At 61.7% G+C, this 17,173-nt stretch carries 19 protein-coding genes; 10 read left to right on the top strand and 9 right to left on the bottom strand.

Annotated elements, in window-relative coordinates; genetic code table 11:
* Window positions 1-56 precede the first annotated feature (56 nt).
* On the bottom strand, window positions 57-1,592 hold the full coding sequence (locus Q0844_RS11565; RefSeq protein ID WP_299044883.1) for a DUF2125 domain-containing protein: 1,536 nt from the start codon (window positions 1,590-1,592) through the stop codon (window positions 57-59).
* Window positions 1,593-1,717: 125 nt separating this feature from the next.
* On the opposite strand from Q0844_RS11565, the gene Q0844_RS11560 reads away from it, so the two are divergent.
* From Q0844_RS11560 to Q0844_RS11550, 3 genes are read left to right on the top strand one after another with little or no spacing between them, the layout of a single operon-like run.
* The gene (locus Q0844_RS11560; RefSeq protein WP_299044881.1) at window positions 1,718-2,470 is read left to right on the top strand and encodes an SDR family oxidoreductase; all 753 of its coding nucleotides are present in this window, start codon (window positions 1,718-1,720) and stop codon (window positions 2,468-2,470) included.
* The gene (locus Q0844_RS11555; protein ID WP_299044879.1) at window positions 2,467-3,078 is read left to right on the top strand and encodes an enoyl-CoA hydratase/isomerase family protein; all 612 of its coding nucleotides are present in this window, start codon (window positions 2,467-2,469) and stop codon (window positions 3,076-3,078) included. The genes Q0844_RS11560 and Q0844_RS11555 overlap by 4 nt, the downstream gene beginning before the upstream one ends.
* A gap of 59 nt (window positions 3,079-3,137) precedes the next feature.
* Window positions 3,138-3,311: a hypothetical protein gene (locus Q0844_RS11550; RefSeq protein WP_299044878.1), complete on the top strand. Its 174-nt coding sequence runs from the start codon at window positions 3,138-3,140 to the stop codon at window positions 3,309-3,311.
* On the opposite strand, the gene Q0844_RS11545 is transcribed toward Q0844_RS11550, so the two are convergent.
* A complete protein-coding gene (locus Q0844_RS11545; protein WP_299044877.1) occupies window positions 3,308-3,601 on the bottom strand; it encodes an HNH endonuclease in 294 nt (97 codons plus the stop codon). The two genes, Q0844_RS11550 and Q0844_RS11545, sit on opposite strands and share 4 nt — an antisense overlap.
* Window positions 3,602-3,675: 74 nt before the next feature.
* On the opposite strand from Q0844_RS11545, the gene Q0844_RS11540 reads away from it, so the two are divergent.
* Window positions 3,676-5,007 (top strand): mechanosensitive ion channel domain-containing protein, encoded by a 1,332-nt coding sequence (locus Q0844_RS11540; protein ID WP_299044876.1) that lies wholly within the window; start codon window positions 3,676-3,678, stop codon window positions 5,005-5,007.
* Window positions 5,004-6,176 carry a TIGR03862 family flavoprotein gene (locus tag Q0844_RS11535; protein WP_299044874.1) on the top strand — a complete coding sequence of 391 codons (1,173 nt, stop codon included), beginning with the start codon at window positions 5,004-5,006 and terminating at the stop codon, window positions 6,174-6,176. The genes Q0844_RS11540 and Q0844_RS11535 overlap by 4 nt, the downstream gene beginning before the upstream one ends.
* On the opposite strand, the gene Q0844_RS11530 is transcribed toward Q0844_RS11535, so the two are convergent.
* Complete coding sequence (locus tag Q0844_RS11530; RefSeq protein WP_299044872.1) at window positions 6,173-6,760, bottom strand: glutathione S-transferase family protein; 588 nt, start codon at window positions 6,758-6,760, stop codon at window positions 6,173-6,175. The genes Q0844_RS11535 and Q0844_RS11530 overlap by 4 nt on opposite strands.
* Window positions 6,761-6,880: 120 nt before the next feature.
* Between Q0844_RS11530 and Q0844_RS11525 the strand changes: the two genes are divergently transcribed.
* Complete coding sequence (locus Q0844_RS11525) at window positions 6,881-7,324, top strand: GFA family protein (RefSeq protein ID WP_299044870.1); 444 nt, start codon at window positions 6,881-6,883, stop codon at window positions 7,322-7,324.
* Window positions 7,325-7,425: 101 nt separating this feature from the next.
* Here the strand turns inward: Q0844_RS11525 and holA are convergent, their stop codons facing one another.
* The 4 genes from holA to Q0844_RS11505 form a co-directional block, all read right to left on the bottom strand.
* Entirely contained in the window at window positions 7,426-8,427 is a 1,002-nt protein-coding gene (holA, locus tag Q0844_RS11520) for a DNA polymerase III subunit delta (RefSeq protein WP_299044868.1), read from the bottom strand.
* Complete coding sequence (lptE, locus tag Q0844_RS11515) at window positions 8,424-8,891, bottom strand: LPS assembly lipoprotein LptE (RefSeq protein ID WP_299044866.1); 468 nt, start codon at window positions 8,889-8,891, stop codon at window positions 8,424-8,426. The genes holA and lptE overlap by 4 nt, the downstream gene beginning before the upstream one ends.
* A gap of 6 nt (window positions 8,892-8,897) precedes the next feature.
* The gene (leuS, locus tag Q0844_RS11510; RefSeq protein WP_299044864.1) at window positions 8,898-11,435 is read right to left on the bottom strand and encodes a leucine--tRNA ligase; all 2,538 of its coding nucleotides are present in this window, start codon (window positions 11,433-11,435) and stop codon (window positions 8,898-8,900) included.
* Between the two features lie 80 nt (window positions 11,436-11,515).
* On the bottom strand, window positions 11,516-12,010 hold the full coding sequence (locus tag Q0844_RS11505; protein ID WP_299044862.1) for a DUF3576 domain-containing protein: 495 nt from the start codon (window positions 12,008-12,010) through the stop codon (window positions 11,516-11,518).
* 264 nt (window positions 12,011-12,274) lie between these two features.
* Between Q0844_RS11505 and Q0844_RS11500 the strand changes: the two genes are divergently transcribed.
* From Q0844_RS11500 to Q0844_RS11490, 3 genes are all read left to right on the top strand, one after another.
* Entirely contained in the window at window positions 12,275-13,306 is a 1,032-nt protein-coding gene (locus Q0844_RS11500; RefSeq protein ID WP_299044860.1) for a porin, read from the top strand.
* Window positions 13,307-13,429: 123 nt separating this feature from the next.
* Window positions 13,430-14,083: a YggS family pyridoxal phosphate-dependent enzyme gene (locus tag Q0844_RS11495; RefSeq protein WP_299044858.1), complete on the top strand. Its 654-nt coding sequence runs from the start codon at window positions 13,430-13,432 to the stop codon at window positions 14,081-14,083.
* Window positions 14,083-14,565, top strand: a complete 483-nt coding sequence (locus tag Q0844_RS11490) for a hypothetical protein (protein WP_299044856.1) — start codon at window positions 14,083-14,085, stop codon at window positions 14,563-14,565. Before Q0844_RS11495 ends, Q0844_RS11490 begins: the two co-directional genes overlap by 1 nt.
* Here Q0844_RS11490 and Q0844_RS11485 read toward each other — a convergent pair.
* Together Q0844_RS11485 and ribA are read right to left on the bottom strand one after the other, a co-directional pair.
* Window positions 14,562-15,056, bottom strand: a complete 495-nt coding sequence (locus tag Q0844_RS11485) for a L,D-transpeptidase family protein (RefSeq protein ID WP_299044854.1) — start codon at window positions 15,054-15,056, stop codon at window positions 14,562-14,564. The two genes, Q0844_RS11490 and Q0844_RS11485, sit on opposite strands and share 4 nt — an antisense overlap.
* On the bottom strand, window positions 15,053-16,141 hold the full coding sequence (gene ribA, locus Q0844_RS11480) for a GTP cyclohydrolase II (protein WP_299044852.1): 1,089 nt from the start codon (window positions 16,139-16,141) through the stop codon (window positions 15,053-15,055). The genes Q0844_RS11485 and ribA overlap by 4 nt, the downstream gene beginning before the upstream one ends.
* A 162-nt stretch (window positions 16,142-16,303) precedes the next feature.
* On the opposite strand from ribA, the gene Q0844_RS11475 reads away from it, so the two are divergent.
* Window positions 16,304-16,990: a response regulator transcription factor gene (locus Q0844_RS11475; protein ID WP_299044850.1), complete on the top strand. Its 687-nt coding sequence runs from the start codon at window positions 16,304-16,306 to the stop codon at window positions 16,988-16,990.
* Window positions 16,991-17,173: the final 183 nt, after the last annotated feature.

The following is a 17,173-nucleotide window of genomic DNA, read 5'->3' as shown; positions in this document are numbered from 1 at the left end:
GCCGTGCAAGGGGGCAGGTGCAAGGGCGGCGGCCTGCGCCGCCCTACACGCGCAGTTCAGCGGATGCGCTGGCCGTTGGCCAGCACGTGGCCCTGGTCGTTGACTTCGATCTTGGAATTCAGGGTGTCTTCGCCTTCGCCGGGCACGGCAAACAGACCCATCATCATGCGGGCCCCCATGGCCTGGTCCTCGGGCAGCAGACTCATGCCGACCAGCTTGTCGATCAGGCCATTTGCGCCGACCATCGTCAGATCTACCGCACCTTCGGGACGCGGCACGCCATCAAACGTCGCCAGGTCCGTGTTGTCGAAGACAAAGTCACCCGACCCGGTCAGACGCGCACCCACGGCATCCAGCTCGATCTTGTTGATCGTTACGGCGTTCAGTTCGCCCGGGACCGTGTCCGCCTGATCCAGCACCGCCGCTTGCGCGGGATCGAGGAAATCGAACAGCACCTTCGCCTTGCCGCTGAGGTCCACAACCAGCGTGGCAGGATCACGCGGCAATTGCGAGGTCGGGTCGAACAGGCTCCAGATCACGTCGGACATGGAAAACTCGTTCAGGGTGACCGCAATGCCGAAATCCTGCTCTTCCGTCGATTTCTGCAGGGGCATCAGGAAGCGTGTGCCGATTTCTGCTGCAGAAAAGGACAAGGGCAACGGCAGCTCGGTCAGCAGCATGTTCATGTCTACGCCGGTTTGCGACACGTCATACAGCAATCCGTCCGGCCCGATCGAGACATCAAACGCGGCCCCTGTCGACGTTGCATTGGCTGTGCCGCTGCCATCCGTTTCGCTGCTGAAAGACAGGTCATAATTGCCACCCGTCGTCGTAAAGGTCACGGCCGCCTGGAACCCGTCGTTCAGCATGGCGTTCAGGTTCTGCACGTCCGAGGCGATGGGCAACTTGCCGGTGCCGTCCAGCTTCAGGCCCTGCATGGCGCCCTTCATCTGGAAGCTGTCGTCGCTTTCGGGATCGTTGAAGGCAAGGTCATAATCGACCGACGCGATGGTCATGTCCTGGCTGACAGAGCGCAGCGTGCCAACGGTTGTCTTAACGACCTGGGCCAGGTCGGTCATGGTCACATCCAGCTTCGCGATCTGGGGTCCGACCGTGATGCCGTCGATTGTCACGCCTTGCAGTGCCATACGCGCCGCTTCGGCGGCGTAGGTATATGTCAGATCGCCCGGGTCACCCGCGGCCACCATGTTGGGCGCCGTCTGGTCAAAGTCGACGGCGACAGTCACGTTTTCTCCGGTTTCCGGTTGGAAGGACATGTTCATCGTTGTGCTGGCGGGCAATTCGATAGCGACGGTACCATCGCCCTGTTCTACGAAGTTGATTGTTTCAAGGACCACTTCGAATGCGCCGCCGCCCGATGCGTCATCCATTTCCATGGTCAGTGTCATGTCCGACACGGCAACCGATCCAGACCCGACGACTTCGGATGCGGTAACGGCGTAACCTGCGCTGGACATGTATGACTGCCAGTCGGCCCAGACCTCTTCGGCCGTCAGGTCGGCCAAGGCGGCCGTGGCGGGCAGGCATATCGCCAGGGCGGTGCCGGAAAACAGATGAGAAATACGAGACATGACAGAATCCTTGAATAGCTATGGCCATATCGTCCGGGACGGCACGCGAAGCGTCAAGGCCACAGGGTGGACCTAAGGCGCGCTTGACCGTACCACAAGACCAACAAATGGATGCGGAGGGTGCGATGCACGAAATGAGCGGAAAGACGGTATTGATCACCGGTGCCAGCCGGGGGATCGGCGCAGATACGGCGCGTGCCTTTGCCGCCGCCGGAGCCAATGTCGCGCTTGTGGCGCGCGGGGCTGACGATATCCGTGCACTGGCCGATGAAATCGGCCCCGGCGCTGTCGCGTTGCCCTGCGACGTCAGTTCCTACCCCGCCGTCGAAGGCGCTGTTCAAGCAACAATAAAGCGGTTCGGCGGTCTGGACGTTTTGATCGGCAATGCAGGTGTGATTGAACCCATTTCGCATATTGCGACCGCTGATCCAGAGGCGTGGGGGGGCGTGATCGACATCAATCTCAAGGGCGTGTTCCATGGAATGCGCGCCGCGCTTCCGGTGATGGTGGCAGCAGGTGGCGGCACCATACTGACCGTCAGTTCGGGGGCGGCCCACGGCCCGGTCGAGGCATGGTCCCATTACTGTGCCTCCAAGGCGGGTGCTGCCATGTTGACCCGCTGCGTGGACAAGGAAAACGGCAGCGCCGGTATCCGCGCCATGGGGCTGTCGCCCGGCACGGTTGCCACGCAGATGCAGCGCGACATCAAGGCAAGCGGTATCAATCCTGTCAGCCAGCTGGACTGGTCCGATCACATTCCACCCGATTGGCCGGCAAAGGCCCTATTGTGGATGTGCACCGCCAACGCCGACGATTGGATCGGGCAAGAGATTTCGCTGCGCGACCCGGACATTCGCAAGCGGGTGGATCTGACATGATCGACATTGACCGCAGTAGCCCGATCTGGACGCTGACCATCAACCGACCGGACAAGGCCGGTGCGCTGACCGAGCAAATGCTGATTGATCTGCGCGACGCGGTGCATGCGGCCAAGGACGCGGCGGCGGTCATTCTGACGGGCACCGGTTCGGTGTTCAGCGCCGGCGCAGACCTCGACGCGGCGCGGGCGGGTCTGGCGACCTCGCCACTGTGGGAGGAGTTGTCCGGCGCAATCGCTGACCTGCGCGGGTTGAGCATCGCGGCCTTGAACGGAACCGTCGCCGGGGGGGCCACCGGCATGGTGCTGGCCTGCGACATCCGCATCGCCGTGCCGGCGGCCAAGTTCTTCTATCCGGTGATGAAGCTCGGGTATCTGCCGCAACCCAGTGACCCGGTGCGGATGGCGGCACTGATCGGCCCTGCACGCACCAAGATGATCTTTCTGGGCGGGCAAAAGATTACCGCGGCAACCGCGTTCAACTTCGGGTTGGTAGACGAAATTGTCGAAGCTGAGACCGTCGTGGAGCGGGCCCGGGCGCTTTGTGCCGATATCGCTGCCGCACCGCCGCAGACGGCGCGGGCCATCAAATCCCTTTGCAATCAGTAGGTAAGTGAATTCGACACAGCAGTTGTCAACTTTACGTGACACGATGTATGATTGAGTCGATGGCACGTGACAACCGGATCGAGCGCGCCAAACGCGCCCCCAAACCCGCGCAAACGCAGCGGGTGTTTACCACGTCTGATCGTGTGCAGTTGCTGGTCTCTGACATCCTGAGCGATGTCAGTCGGCGGATCGAGGAAAAGCGAACCCAGGACAGCAAGGGCAAGTCGAGCTAACGCTTGCGCCGTGCACCCGGAACCTTGGACGCAAATCCCGGCGGGCGCTTGGCCACCCACGTGCGGAACTTGCCAAGTCGCGGATGTTCCCGCAACGCTTCGGGCGTGCAGTAGTTGCGCGCCAGTTCCGCCTCGGTGAGGGTGGCGTGGATTTCGCGGTGACAGATATGATGCAACAGCACGGTGGGACCCCCCTTGCCACCCTTCAGCTTGGGAACAAGGTGATGCAGGCTTTGTGGGGCGTCAGGTGGGATTGGACGGCCACAGAGGGCACAGATCGGGTCAGACAACGGCGTGATCCCTTGCAGTAACACGGTTGCCCGTGACAATTGGAACGGTGTGTAACCAAGGCAAGAGGTGCGCCGTGGAGTTCGACCTGGAAAGCCAGCCGGAGATTGTGCAGACCGTTGCAGGCTATGCGCTGCAAGGGTGGGAACTGGCGCTGTTATGGCTGCTGAGCCCGGCGGCCTGGTCGCAATTCGCGCTGTTGATCGTCGCCTATCTGGCTGCATTGGTGATCGCGCGCCGGGTGCGCCCCATGCTGGCACGCCTGCTTGATCCCGGTGACGCGGACAACCTTTTTGCCAAGGCGCGCAGGTTCGTGGCCCAGTTCCTGCCATTGCTCTTGCCCCTGCTGGCCTATGTGCTGACCGGCATCGGCGAAGGCGTCGTGCGGTCGATCTTTGACAGCGGCGCGGTCATTGCCTTTGGCAAGCGTGTGTTTCTGTTCCTGGCCGTTCGGGCCCTGGTCCGCGACATCGTTGCGGATCCGTTCCTGAAACTGCTTGGGCGGTACATCCTGGTTCCGATCGCCGCGCTGTACGCCCTTGGGTTGCTGGAGCCCGTGGCCTCGTGGCTTGAAGCGACGGTGGTCCCCTTGGGCAACCTGTCGTTCAACCTGCTGTGGCTGTTGCAGTTCCTTGCGGTGGGGGGCGTGATTTTCTGGCTGGGCCAATGGTCAAACAGCCAATCCTCCACCTTCATCCAGAAGCAGGAAGAGATGCGCCCCTCGCTTCGGCAATTGGTGGCCAAGTCGATCGAGTTCATGATCTTTGGCGTCGCCTTTCTTTTGCTGATGAACATCATGGGTATCAACCTGTCAGCCCTTGCCGTGCTGGGCGGTGCCATCGGTGTCGGCCTTGGTTTTGGCCTGCAAAAAATCGCGTCGAACTTCATCTCTGGCGTGATTCTGCTGGTAGAGGGGCAGGCAACTGTCGGTGACTATGTTGAACTGGACGGTGGCGAGGCAGGCACGATTGTCAAAATGTCGGCGCGTGCGGCGATCCTTGAAACCTATGACGGCCGGTGGATCGTGGTCCCAAACGAGGATTTCATCACAACCCGCGTCGTCAACTATTCCGACAGCGGTTCGGCTAACCGGTATGAGGCACCGTTTTCCGTCAGCTACGACACCGACATCAACACCGTGCCCGCGATCATCGAGGCGGCCGTTGCCACGCATCCCGAAGTGCTGGATTCGCCTTTTCCCCCGGATTGCGAATTGCGCGGATTTGGCGACAGCGGCATCGACTTTGCCGTGGAATTCTGGGTCAACGGCATCGATGACGGGCCGAACAAATACACCTCGGATGTGCTGTTCCTGATCTGGAACGCGCTCAAGGACAACAACATCGAAATCCCCTATCCGCACCGCGTGGTTGAAATGAAGGGTGAGTTGCGGACAACGTCAGGGTGAGCGGTGTCGCAGTCATCGGTGGCGGGCCTGCCGGTCTGGCTGCGGCCGAGGTGATGGCACAGGCCGGGGCGCAAGTGACGGTCTACGACGCAAAACCGACTGTCGCGCGCAAGTTCCTGATGGCGGGAAAATCGGGCCTGAACCTGACCAAGGCCGAAGATGTCGGCACGCTGCTGCCGCACTATGCCGAAGCGGCACATTGGCTGGGCCCGGCCATCAAGGCGTGGGACGCGGCGGCGATTTCTGATTGGGCCCAAGGGTTGGGACAAGAGGTGTTCACCGGGACCACGGGCCGCGTTTTTCCCAAGGCCATGAAAGCGTCACCGCTGTTGCGGGCCTGGCTGCAGCGCCTGGACGATCTGGGGGTTGAGATGCGTACGCGTCACCGCTGGACCGGTTGGGATGGCGATGCGCTTTCGATATCCGGCCCGTCCTCTGCCCCGGTCCCCATAACGGCGGATGCGGTTGTTCTGGCGTGCGGGGGTGCAAGCTGGGCGCGGCTGGGGTCTGATGGGGCATGGGCCGATTGGATCGGTGTGGGCACTGCACCTTTTGGTGCGGCCAACGCGGCCGTGGCTGTGAACTGGTCCGATCACATGGCCCGGCATATGGGTCACCCCATCAAAGGGGTAGCATGGCGCGCCGGGTCCTACCGGTCCCGAGGCGAAGCGGTTGCGTCGCGCCGTGGCCTTGAAGGGGGCGGGGTGTATTCGGTATCGCGCGGGGTCCGCGAGGGCGCCGACCTGTTTCTTGACCTGCTGCCCGACATGAATGTTGACGACGTGGCCACGCGCCTCGACCGACCGCGTGGCAAGGCAAGCTTTTCCAACCATCTGCGCAAGGTTCTGAAACTGTCCCCGCTCAAGATTGCGCTGGCGCAGGAATGGGGCCGTCCATGGCCTGACGAGGCGCTTCGGGTTGCGCGGCGTCTGAAAAAGTTGCGCGTGGCACAACATGGCGTGCGTCCGATGGACGAGGCGATCTCGACCGCGGGTGGCGTGCCCGCCGTCGCGTTGGATGACCGCCTGATGCTGCGGTCCCGTCCAGGCGTGTTCTGCGCAGGCGAGATGCTGGATTGGGAAGCGCCCACAGGGGGTTATCTGTTGACCGCGTGCCTTGCCACGGGGCGCTGGGCCGGGCAGGGCGTAATGGATTATCTGCGTATCTAGTGGTCCGCCGCCGCGCGAAAGGCGGGACGTGCACGCAGCCGTTTGCTGTAGGCTTTGACAGGGTCGGGAAGCGGCGGGAAACCCGCGCCGAATGCCCAGCCAAGACAGTGCACCGCCAGAATGTCCGGTAAGGTGATGTCGTCGCCCATGAGGAAGGGTCCCGCGTCAAGCATCCCTGCCAGGGTGTCCACATTGCGCGCGAACTCCTTATGCAGTGTTGGTGTCAGCGCCGGAACGCGCAGTTTTTCAGGCAGGACAAAGCTGTGTTTGCTTGCCGCCCACAACAGTGCGTCCATCTCGTCGATCAGCCACAGGGTGACGGCATCCTGTCGTGCGCGATCCGGGGTGCCGGCGGGTGCGGACAGGCGGCCATGCTTGTCCGCAAGATAAGTCATGATCGCCACGCTGTCGGTCAGCACTGCCTCCCCGTCCGCGAGCGCGGGGATCTTGCCCAACGGATTGAACGCGCGCGCCTCGTCCGAGCGCGGGGTGGCAGTGACCAACTCATAGGGCTGGCCTAGCTCCTCAAGCATCCAGAGCACACGAAATGCACGGCTTTTGACGGTTCCGACGACTCGGTACATGGGGTGTTCCTTTTGCTGCGCTTGCACGATTGCAGGCAGCGGGACGGGTCGCAAGCCTGCTGTCAGGATTTGTCACACCGGTGTGGTAGCGTGCGTGTGCATCTAAGACAGGAGGGTTTCATGTCCCACACAGGTTCTTGCGTCTGCGGCGCGGTTACGTTCGAAATCACCACCCCGGTGACAGAAACCGGGGCCTGCCATTGCGGGATGTGCCGCAAATGGTCCGGCGGCGTATTTCTGGGGGTGCGTGTTCCCAAGGATGGCATGACGATCCACGGCAAAGACAACCTGACAATCTATACCTCGTCCGAGTGGGCGGAGCGGGCGTTTTGCAAGTCTTGCGGCGCCTCGGTGTTCTACCGCGTGACGGCCCCGGGACCGATGAACGGCGAAATGCATGTGGGGTTGGGCACCTTTTCCGATGCGTCCAACATCCCGCTGACGGGGGAGCTTTACATTGACCTCAAGCCAGATGGATACGCCTTTGCCGGTGCGGGGCGCCACCAGATGACCGAGGCGGAGGTCATCGCTATGTTTGCGGCCCCGCCCCCGGACCACGCGTGATCCAAGGGCCGCCATGCGGCGATGACATGATGACGGGGCTTTGCCCCCGTCACTGTGGCGACGTCCCCGGGATGTCTTAAGTCAGAGAAATACGAACGCGTTCAGCGCCGGGCGAGCATGGCAAGGCGGATGAAACAGCGTTCGACCACCGCCAGTGCGGGTGCGTTTTGGCCCGCGGACCGAAGTTGCAGGTCCGTATCGGTCAATTCGGTCAGTGCCATCTCCAGCTTGGGTGCGCCCCAATTGCGGGCCTGTGCCAGCATCTTGTCCCGGTTCGGGCCCCAGATCTGCGGGCGGCCAGATGTGTCACTTGCCGCGCGGTGCAGGGTTCGGAAGTGGCGCATGGCCCCGATGCACAGCGACACCGCATTTGCCCCCTGCGCTTGCAGGCGCTGCATCACCGGACCGATGGCCGCCGCGTTGCCGTCACCCACAACCAGCAGAACGTCGTCCACATCCGCCTCGATCGACGCGGGGGCGCAGGCCGCAATGTCATCAGCACTGAGCGGGGCGGGATCGTTCAGCTTGTACAGCCCGATCTTTTCCAGAGTTTGGCGGAAATCCCCCGGTTCCAGTTGGCGCGCAAGGTCCATCAGCAGGTGCATCGCCTCTTGGGGCGGGTTTGTGATACCGGCGGCTGTCAGGTCGCGCTCGATCTCGTCGCGTGTGGGGGGCGTGTCGTAGATGCCGACGGCGTAGGCCAATGTATGGGCTTCGAACGCCTTGCGCAGCTTGGATGTCGGTTTCAGCGCACCGGCCGTCACCACGATTTGCGCATCCCCCGGCGCCCAATCCGACAGGGCGTTGGTGACGATGGGGCCCACCGTATCATTGGCGTCCTCGACCAGCGCCACGCGCGGCCCCGGGAAAAATCCGATGGCCTTGACCGCATCCAGCAAAAGGGCGGGTTCCTTGCGCAGGTCCGCTGCCGCGATACGGGTCAGCCGCATTTCCTCTTCGCCGTGCGGGCCGATCAGGGCCGCGACCACCTGCTGTCGCTTCAACGCGATACGCATACCGTCCGCGCCATATATCAACAGCCCCGCAGCATCCGCATCAGGTTTGGAAAAGTAGGCATTCGCCTGACCGGTATTCAGCTTCACAGTTCCGAAGCCTGCAATTGCAGCACGATCTCATCCGCGAGGATCGTCATCAGGCGTTCGGTTGCGTCGCGCTTGGCAGCCAGTGTCGCAACGGTCGTGCCGGTGGCGGAGTAACCCACAAAGTTGTCCACACTGTCCGAACGAACAATTGCGCCGGTTGCGGCATCTGCCAGCGTGTATTCCGCGGTGCCGATCACGTGGAACCGGCGTATGTCACCATCCGGGTCGATTGCGCGTGCTTCTTCCGCCACGGCCAGCTTGATACCCAGCCTGTAGGCGGGATCGCCGGTGCGGCCCAGACGTTCCTCCAGTTGGCGCACCAACAAAAACCCCTCGCGGTCGATGGGTTTGTCCACCAACACCCTGTTCTGCAACTGCGTGCCTGTTCCCCCGGGGCCATAGACCGGTTCAAACCCGCAGGCGGACACCATCAGGATCAGGGCAAGGGCAGCAAGGATGCGCATGTCGGGTCAGACCACCACGTTCACGATACGGCCCGGGACCACAATCACCTTCTTGGGCGATCCGCCGTCCAGCGCCTTTTGCACAGCTTCGGTCGCCAGCGCCGCTTTTTCAACCTCGGCCTTGTCCATATCGGCGGGTACGGTGATTTCACCGCGCCGTTTGCCATTGATCTGGATGGGCATAGTCACGGTATCCGACACCAGCATCCCTGCGTCCGCGACCGGCCAAGGGGCGTTGATGATCAGCCCGTTGCCACCCTGATGGGCCCAGATGTCTTCGGCCAGGTGCGGGGTCATCGGGGCCATCAACTGGGCAAGCGTCATCACCGCTTCGCGCTGGGCCGCATGGCTGGCCCTGGATTTCTGCAGTGTCGCGGTAAAGCCATAGAGCTTGGCGATGGCTGCGTTAAAGCCGAATGATTCGACGCCCATCGTCACATCGTGGATCGTCTTGTGCATGGCGCGCAGCAGGTCGTCGTCACCCGTGCCGGGCGCATCCTTGTCCATTTCGCCGATCCGGTCGCAGATGTTCCAGACGCGGGTCAGGTGTTTAAACGCGGCCTCCGCGCCCGAGGCCGTCCATTCCACATCCCGTTCGGGCGGAGAGTCGCTAAGGACGAACCAGCGCGCGGTGTCAGCGCCGTAGCTTGCGATGATGCCCAGCGGATCGACCACGTTCTTTTTGGATTTCGACATCTTGGCAGAGGGGATGATCTCGACCGGCGTGCCGTCGGACAGCTTGCCGTCCGTCACATCCTCGGGCAGGTGGTAGACGGGCCGCCCCTTGTCATCGCGGGACTGGTAAATCTCGTGCGTGACCATCCCTTGGGTGAACAGCGCATCGAACGGCTCGATCGCGGATTTGGGCAGGTGCCCTGTGATCTGCATCGCCCGCGCAAAGAACCGGGAATAAAGCAGGTGCAGGATCGCGTGTTCGATCCCGCCGATATACTGGTCCACGTTCATCCAGTATGCGGCGTCTTCCTGAACCGTGGGCGTGTCCGCACGCGGGGCGGTAAAGCGGGCAAAGTACCAGGACGAATCCACAAACGTGTCCATCGTGTCCGTTTCGCGTTTCGCAGGCTTGCCGCAGGCCGGGCAGGGCACGTCACGCCAGGTCGGGTGGCGGTCCAGCGGGTTGCCCGGGATGTCAAAGCTGACATCGTCGGGCAATTCGACCGGAAGGTTCTCTTTCTTTTCAGGCACCACGCCGCAGTCATCGCAATGCACAACCGGAATGGGGCAGCCCCAATAGCGTTGACGCGACAGGCCCCAATCGCGCAGGCGGTATTGTGTTTGACCCTTGCCCAGCCCGTGCGCCTCGAAATAGTCGATGGTGGCGTCGATGGCCTCTTGGCTTGTGACCTCGGTCACACCCGCGAAATGATCGATATAGGCGACCTTCTCGGTCTTGGCGGGCACCAAGGCCTCGTTTGCGACCTCGGTTTCGTTGCCGGGCATATAGAATGCATTTTGAACGGGCAGGTCGTATTTGCGGGCAAAATCCAGGTCACGCTGATCGTGGGCCGGGCAGCCAAAAACAGCGCCGGTGCCGTAATCCATCAGAACGAAATTGCCGATCCAGACGGGCAGTTCGACATCGGGGTAGACCGGGTGGTTGACCCGCACGCCGGTGTCCACACCCTTCTTTTCCGCCTTTTCCATGGCCGCTTCGGTGGTGTCCATCTTTCGGCATTCGTCGATAAAGGCGGCCAGATCGGGGTTTTCGGTCTCAAGCGCCTTCGCGACCGGGTGGTCGGGTGCCACGGCAATGAAGGATGCGCCGCGCATCGTGTCGGGGCGGGTCGAATAGCACAGGATCGTGCCGTTTCCATCCGTACGGACAAACGGGATATCGATGCCACGGCTTTCGCCAATCCAGTTTTCCTGCATCAGGCGGACCTTGGCGGGCCAGTTTTCAAGGCCCGCAAGCGCGTCCTTCAGCTCTCCGGCCATGTCCGAGATCTTGAAGAACCACTGGGTCAGCTCGCGTCGCTCGACCTCGGCGCCAGACCGCCATCCTTTGCCGTCAATCACCTGCTCATTGGCCAGAACGGTCATATCGACCGGGTCCCAGTTCACCTGCGCGTTCTTGCGATAGACCAGACCGGCCTCAAGCATATCAAGGAACAGCGCTTGCTGTTGGCCATAATATTCGGGGTCGCAGGTGGCGAACTCGCGCGACCAGTCAATGGAAAGGCCCAGCGGCTTCATCTGGCTGCGCATGTCGGCGATGTTGTCGTAGGTCCATGTCTTGGGGTGGCCGCCGATGGCCATGGCTGCGTTTTCCGCAGGCATTCCAAAGGCATCCCAGCCCATCGGGTGCAGCACGTTATGGCCCGTCGACATCTTGTAGCGCGCGATCACGTCGCCCATCGTATAGTTGCGCACGTGCCCCATATGGATGCGGCCCGACGGGTAGGGAAACATCTCAAGCACATAATACTTGGGCTTGTCGGCGCTGCGGGTCGCTGTGAACACGTTGGCCTTGTCCCAGGCGGCCTGCCAGCGGGCTTCGATCGTGGATGGGGTATAGGTTGCCATGGTCTGGTCCTGAATGTGCAAACGCCGGGCTGATTGGCCCGGCGCATCTGATAGTGTGGAATGATGTGTCGTGAAAGGGCCTATAGACGGTTGTCCGCCACGCGCAGTTGGCGGGCCCGTGTCAGGATCGCGTCTTCGATGGCGCGCACGGTCGCGGCGCTGGCCGGGCCATTGCGGGTCTGCAACGCCACGTTCAACGACCGCGCGTCAAGGGCCGGGTCACCGATCAACACGGTTGCTCGGTAGGCCCGGCCGCCGCCGGGTGGCGTACCAAAGCCGGTGACGATCACGCCGGTGAACGGGTCAACCGACTGGATTGGCAAGAAGTCGAGGACCTGCAGGGTCGCGGACCAGATGTATTTGTTCACGCGAACGATGGATTCCTGGTTGCGCCTTGCGCGCAGCGCCTCGCCCAGCGTTGTGCCGGTGCGAATATCCCGCTCGCGCGCGCTGTCACCGTCGCCGACAATCCGTTCCGAGTCGGGGTCTGTCACGCCCACACGGCCGCCACACGCGGTAAGAAACACCGCAAAAGACAGAACGGCCAACCGGCCCACCACTCGTGTTTTGCCCATAGGACTTCCCAACCCCTGTTCGTTGCGCACCGTGATAGACAAGTTGCTACAGGCTCGCAAGACGGGCGCTTGCGCATGTTCGGCTACTATAATGCGATGAATGGGGATGCGGCAGGACTGTGGCAAAGCTGCACCAACCATGCCGGAATTGCGGCCCGTGTATGATGCGTCGCTTGAGATGCCCCGGCAAATGGTTGAGACAGCATTCATCCCCTCGCCGGATTCCCCGGTTAGGGCGTGTGACTGAAAACCGAGGGAAAACTCATGAAAAAAGTTCTCTTCGCTACAACCGCGCTGATCGCCACCACAGGCATGGCAGCTGCGGAAGTTAGCTTTGGCGGCTTTGGCCGCTTCGGCCTTCTGTATGATGAAGGCAACGACTCCGCCACAACAGACGAACTGCGCATCGAACAGCGTTTCCGTCTGACGGCAACAGGTACGACAACATCCGACAACGGCCTGGAATTCGAAGGTCGTATTCGTTTCCAAACAGACGACCAAGCGCAGGGCAACTCGAACGTCGCCAACAACTCGGCAGCCGGTTTTGCCGTGTCGACCGGCGGTTTCCGTCTGGACGTGGGTCACGTGTCTGACGTTATCGACTCCGGCGACGTTGTTGACTACTACGGCTTCGGCGTTGGTCTGACCTCGTCGATCGAACAATCGACGTCGTTCGGCCTGCCTGCTTCCGGCTTCGGCACATCTGATCCCGGCACAGGTATCGCTCCGACCGTGAAACTGCGCTACACTGCTGGCGACTTCACCGTTTCGGCATCGATCACCGACGACTCGGCTCTGGTCACCAGCGACACCTCGGACACAGCACAGGCTGGTACGCGGGTTCTGGAACAGCGTGAAGAGTACCAGATCGGCTTCGGCTATAACTTCGGCAACTACTCGGTTGGTGTCGCGTTCGGTAACGAAGACTCCGATATCACAACGCAAACCATCGACGCTGCTGGTGCCGTGACTGCTGAAGTCGCGTCCGCTGGTGTTGACAACGACTTCTACGCTCTGTCGTTCGGCGGTGAGATCGGCGCATTCGCGTTCTCGATCCTGATCGCTGACTACGACGCCAACCCCGACACCTCGTACGGCTTCTCGGTCAAGTACGACGTCGGCGCGGCAACCGAAATCCGCTTTGCATTCGCAGATGCCGGTGACGGTGCAGCTGATGAAGAATCCTACGGCATCGGCTTCCGCCACTCGCTGGGCGGCGGTGTGTCGCTGCGCGGTGGTGTTGGCGAAATCCAGGGCGACACCTTCGCCGACCTGGGTGTGGTCTTCAACTTCTAATAGTTGAACACTCACTGACGATTTGGGGCGGGCCTATGGCCTGCCCCTTTTCGTTTCAGCCCTTTGCATTTGTGATCCTGTCGTGCTTTCTGCGCCGTGATCCCAACGCGATAGGTGCACACGATGTCTCTGTCTGAAATCTCTGCCAAGGTTGACGCCGCATGTGCAAAGGCGGGGCGCTCACCTGCCGATGTCCATCTGATCGCCGTCAGCAAAGTGCAACCGCTCGAACGGATAACAGCCGTTCTGGATCAGGGGCACCGCCTGTTTGGCGAAAACCGGGTGCAAGAGGCTGCGGGCAAGTGGCCGGACCTGCGCGCGCAGTATGGGCATGTAGATGTCCACCTCATCGGCCCGCTCCAAAGCAACAAGGCCCGTCAGGCGATGGACCTGTTTCAGGCGATCCATTCCGTGGACCGACCCAAACTGGCCAAGGCCATCGCGCGCCTGGCGCAAGAGTTGGGCCATTGCCCGGACCTGTTCCTGCAAATCAACACCGGCGAAGAACCACAAAAGGCCGGCGTACAGCCCGCCGACGCCGATGCATTCATCGCAGATTGTCTTGCGTTGGATCTGCCGGTTCAGGGCCTGATGTGCATCCCGCCCATTGACGAAGAACCATCGCTCCACTTTGCTTTGCTGGCCAAGATCGCGGCGCGCAACGGTCTCGCGGGCCTCTCCATGGGCATGAGCAGCGATTTCGAAAACGCCATCGCGCTTGGGGCCACGCATGTGCGCGTGGGATCTGCTATATTCGGCGAAAGGGAGGTGCAGTGATGCGGTATTTGGTCTTTCTCGGTCTCTTCTGGCCAACGCTTGTCTTTGCCCAATCCGTGACGCCGGGGCCAATCACACCCAGCGCCTGGGATGATTACGCACGCGCGGCTGAGCTGTTCAACGCGGGCAAGCGGGTACAGGCCGGTTGCGTCATGTATCGGGGGCAATTCCGCGCGCGCCTGCTGTTACTCGCCAATCCAAACCAGCCGCCCGATGGCGGCCCCGCCCTTTTTGCGTCACTCAGCGAAACGGTGGCGCGTCCCATCAACCAGTGGCTGGGTGGGGACCGCGATGACTGGATCGAAGCCATGACATGCGCCCGAAAATGGGCCGCGGAAAACGACGATCCCGATTATCCGCGCCGACGCTATGGCCGCGTGCATGCGAATGTGCTGGCGGGGCTGGACGAATTGATCGCATCACTGCCGTCCAGGTCCGAACTGCGCGCGCAACGGCGCAGGGCAGGTCTGCCCAACCGCTAGCGGACAATCAGTCGGGTGCCAAAGCGGATCCGGGGCGCGATCCAACGCAAATCGTTGGGCTGCAACGCAACACAGCCCTCGGTTGGATATCCGGGCCTGCGCCAACGGTGGATAAATATGGCTGACCCACGCCCCTTCACGGCATAGGGCCAGTTCCAGTCCGTCAGGATCACCAGATCATAAAGCGGATCAGCCCGGCGCAACCGCTCGTGACTATGGTCATAGGGTGCGCGGACCATCTGGTTATAGTCTTCGTCCCCTGCATCATCTGACCACAGATCGCCGGGCCTTATGGGCAGCGCCCAATCTGCGGGGCGCGCCATGCGGTCTGGACGGTACAGCATTCCGACAATCCGGTGCAGACCGCGTGGTGTGGACCCATCCCCTTCACGCTTGCTGTCTGTGATGCCGCCCTTGCCTAACGTGCAGGGAAACCACCGCCCGGCAAAGCGCATGCGGCGCAGCGTGACCACCATATCCAAGGGCGTCACAACAGATGCCCCGACTTCGCGGCCTTGGTCGCCAGATAGGCGCGGTTGAACCGGTTCTCGCCGACCTTCAGTGGCACGCGTTCGGTCACGGCGATGCCGCTTTTTTCCATCATCACCACTTTTCGGGGGTTGTTGGTCAGCAGGCGCACAGCCCCAAATCCCAATGACTTCAGGATATCCGATCCCAGCTCAAAATTGCGCTCGTCATCTTCGAAACCCAGGCGGTGATTGGCATCCACGGTATCAAACCCCTGATCCTGCAAGGCATAGGCGCGCATCTTGTTGGCAAGGCCAATGCCGCGCCCCTCCTGGTTCAGATACAAAAGGACACCCGCGCCCTCTGCGCCCATCTGGGCCAGGGCACCCCGCAGTTGCGGGCCGCAATCGCATTTCAGACTGCCCATCACGTCGCCCGTGAAACAGGCCGAATGCAGCCGCGCCAACACGGGTTTGCTGCGGTCTGGGCGGCCAATTTCAAAGGCGTAATGTTCTTCGCCACCATCTTCGGGCCGGAACACGTGCAATCGTCCGGCCTCGGATGCCTCGACCGGCAGTCGGGCCTGCACCACAGGGTGCAACAGGCTCGACCCGCCCAAGAGAGGTGCGGCCAGCGTCAGCGGCACGGCGGTCAATCCCTCGCGCACCGCAACGCCAAGGCCGTCCTCGATCTCGATACACAGCGCTGCGGGCAGCAATTGCGCGGCCTTGCACAATTGCAGCACCGCGCGGTGCGGTGCCGCATCACCGTCGCGCAGGGACCGCAGGGGGCCCTTCATGGGCGTCGACAGGTCGTCAGCCGGATCAGCAAGCGATTGCAGCCATCCCAGGGCGGCGGCATCCGGAACGGCGATGCGGGCAAGATCACCATCATAGGTTCGCGCCTTCAACGTCTCGGCCCGCCATCCTGTCAGCGCCAGTGTCAGATCGCCCTCCAGGGCGCGCATGGTTTCCAGCCGGGCAGGGGTCAACGTCTCGACCGCCACGGCCAGCACAGACCGTTCGCCCAATATGACAACGGGCACCCCCATGCGCAGATCGGCCCGTGCCCGCGCCAACATCTCCACGATATCCGGGCCCAGCCCCATGTAACAAATCCTCGTCTACGCCCGCCCGACATAAGCAAATCGCAAGAGAATTGAAACATTTGCCCGTTCCCCGACACATGGGCGTGAAACAAATGGGGCATAACTTGCTGAATTCGCCCCCAAAGCGCATCTATCCTTCAACACGAAGCGGAGGTAAGGCCAATGGCACAACTGAAAAAGATCCTGCTGGTCGATGACGACGAAGACCTGCGCGAAGCGCTCAGCGAACAATTGGTCATGACCGAAGACTTCGATGTGTTCGAAGCCGGCAACGGCCAGGACGCATTGGTCAAGGCCAAGGAAGCAATCTATGACCTTGTCATCCTTGATGTTGGCCTGCCCGACACGGACGGGCGCGAACTGTGCCGCGTGATGCGCAAGCAGGGGGTCAAATCGCCGATCCTGATGCTGACGGGCCACGACACCGACGCGGACACGATCCTGGGCCTTGATGCCGGGGCCAATGACTATGTGTCCAAGCCGTTCAAGTTCCCTGTGCTTCTGGCCCGCATCCGAGCCCAACTGCGTCAGCACGAACAGTCCGAAGATGCGGTGTTCACGCTTGGGCCATACACATTCAAACCATCGGTCAAAATGCTGGTCACCGAAGACGACCGCAAAATCCGCCTGACCGAGAAAGAGACGAACATCCTCAAGTTCCTCTACCGTTCGACCGAAGGCGTGGTGGCCCGCGACGTGCTGCTGCACGAGGTATGGGGCTACAATGCCGGTGTCACGACCCACACATTGGAAACGCACATCTACCGCTTGCGTCAGAAAATTGAACCAGATCCGTCAAATGCGCGCCTTCTTGTGACCGAATCCGGTGGGTACCGTCTGATGGCCTGAGATTGATCTGGGTCAAAGCGGAACCTTTCGCCTTGGCACAGGTTAACGGCACGAAGCCCGCGCATGTCGGGGCCCCCGCGGCAAAACATGCACCTCCCTGTTGGACTTGCCCGGGCCTGCGTGCCCGGGTTTTTTTGCCTGCCCGCCGGGTGCGGGACTTTTCCGGGTCGCGCGCTAACCTTA

This window comes from uncultured Tateyamaria sp. (assembly GCF_947503465.1).
Classification (GTDB): Bacteria; Pseudomonadota; Alphaproteobacteria; order Rhodobacterales; family Rhodobacteraceae; genus Tateyamaria.
Note: the sequence above shows the minus strand (reverse complement) of the source record. Positions and strands in the feature narration are given on the sequence as shown.

Coding starts and splice junctions, on each gene's coding strand:
- Q0844_RS11565 (WP_299044883.1), bottom strand. CDS start 1,592: ATGTCTCGTATTTCTCATCTGTTTTCCGGCACCGCCCTGGCGATATGC.
- Q0844_RS11560 (WP_299044881.1), top strand. CDS start 1,718: ATGCACGAAATGAGCGGAAAGACGGTATTGATCACCGGTGCCAGCCGG.
- Q0844_RS11555 (WP_299044879.1), top strand. CDS start 2,467: ATGATCGACATTGACCGCAGTAGCCCGATCTGGACGCTGACCATCAAC.
- Q0844_RS11550 (WP_299044878.1), top strand. CDS start 3,138: ATGGCACGTGACAACCGGATCGAGCGCGCCAAACGCGCCCCCAAACCC.
- Q0844_RS11530 (WP_299044872.1), bottom strand. CDS start 6,760: ATGTACCGAGTCGTCGGAACCGTCAAAAGCCGTGCATTTCGTGTGCTC.
- Q0844_RS11525 (WP_299044870.1), top strand. CDS start 6,881: ATGTCCCACACAGGTTCTTGCGTCTGCGGCGCGGTTACGTTCGAAATC.
- lptE (WP_299044866.1), bottom strand. CDS start 8,891: ATGCGCATCCTTGCTGCCCTTGCCCTGATCCTGATGGTGTCCGCCTGC.
- leuS (WP_299044864.1), bottom strand. CDS start 11,435: ATGGCAACCTATACCCCATCCACGATCGAAGCCCGCTGGCAGGCCGCC.
- Q0844_RS11505 (WP_299044862.1), bottom strand. CDS start 12,010: ATGGGCAAAACACGAGTGGTGGGCCGGTTGGCCGTTCTGTCTTTTGCG.
- Q0844_RS11500 (WP_299044860.1), top strand. CDS start 12,275: ATGAAAAAAGTTCTCTTCGCTACAACCGCGCTGATCGCCACCACAGGC.
- Q0844_RS11495 (WP_299044858.1), top strand. CDS start 13,430: ATGTCTCTGTCTGAAATCTCTGCCAAGGTTGACGCCGCATGTGCAAAG.
- Q0844_RS11490 (WP_299044856.1), top strand. CDS start 14,083: ATGCGGTATTTGGTCTTTCTCGGTCTCTTCTGGCCAACGCTTGTCTTT.
- ribA (WP_299044852.1), bottom strand. CDS start 16,141: ATGGGGCTGGGCCCGGATATCGTGGAGATGTTGGCGCGGGCACGGGCC.
- Q0844_RS11475 (WP_299044850.1), top strand. CDS start 16,304: ATGGCACAACTGAAAAAGATCCTGCTGGTCGATGACGACGAAGACCTG.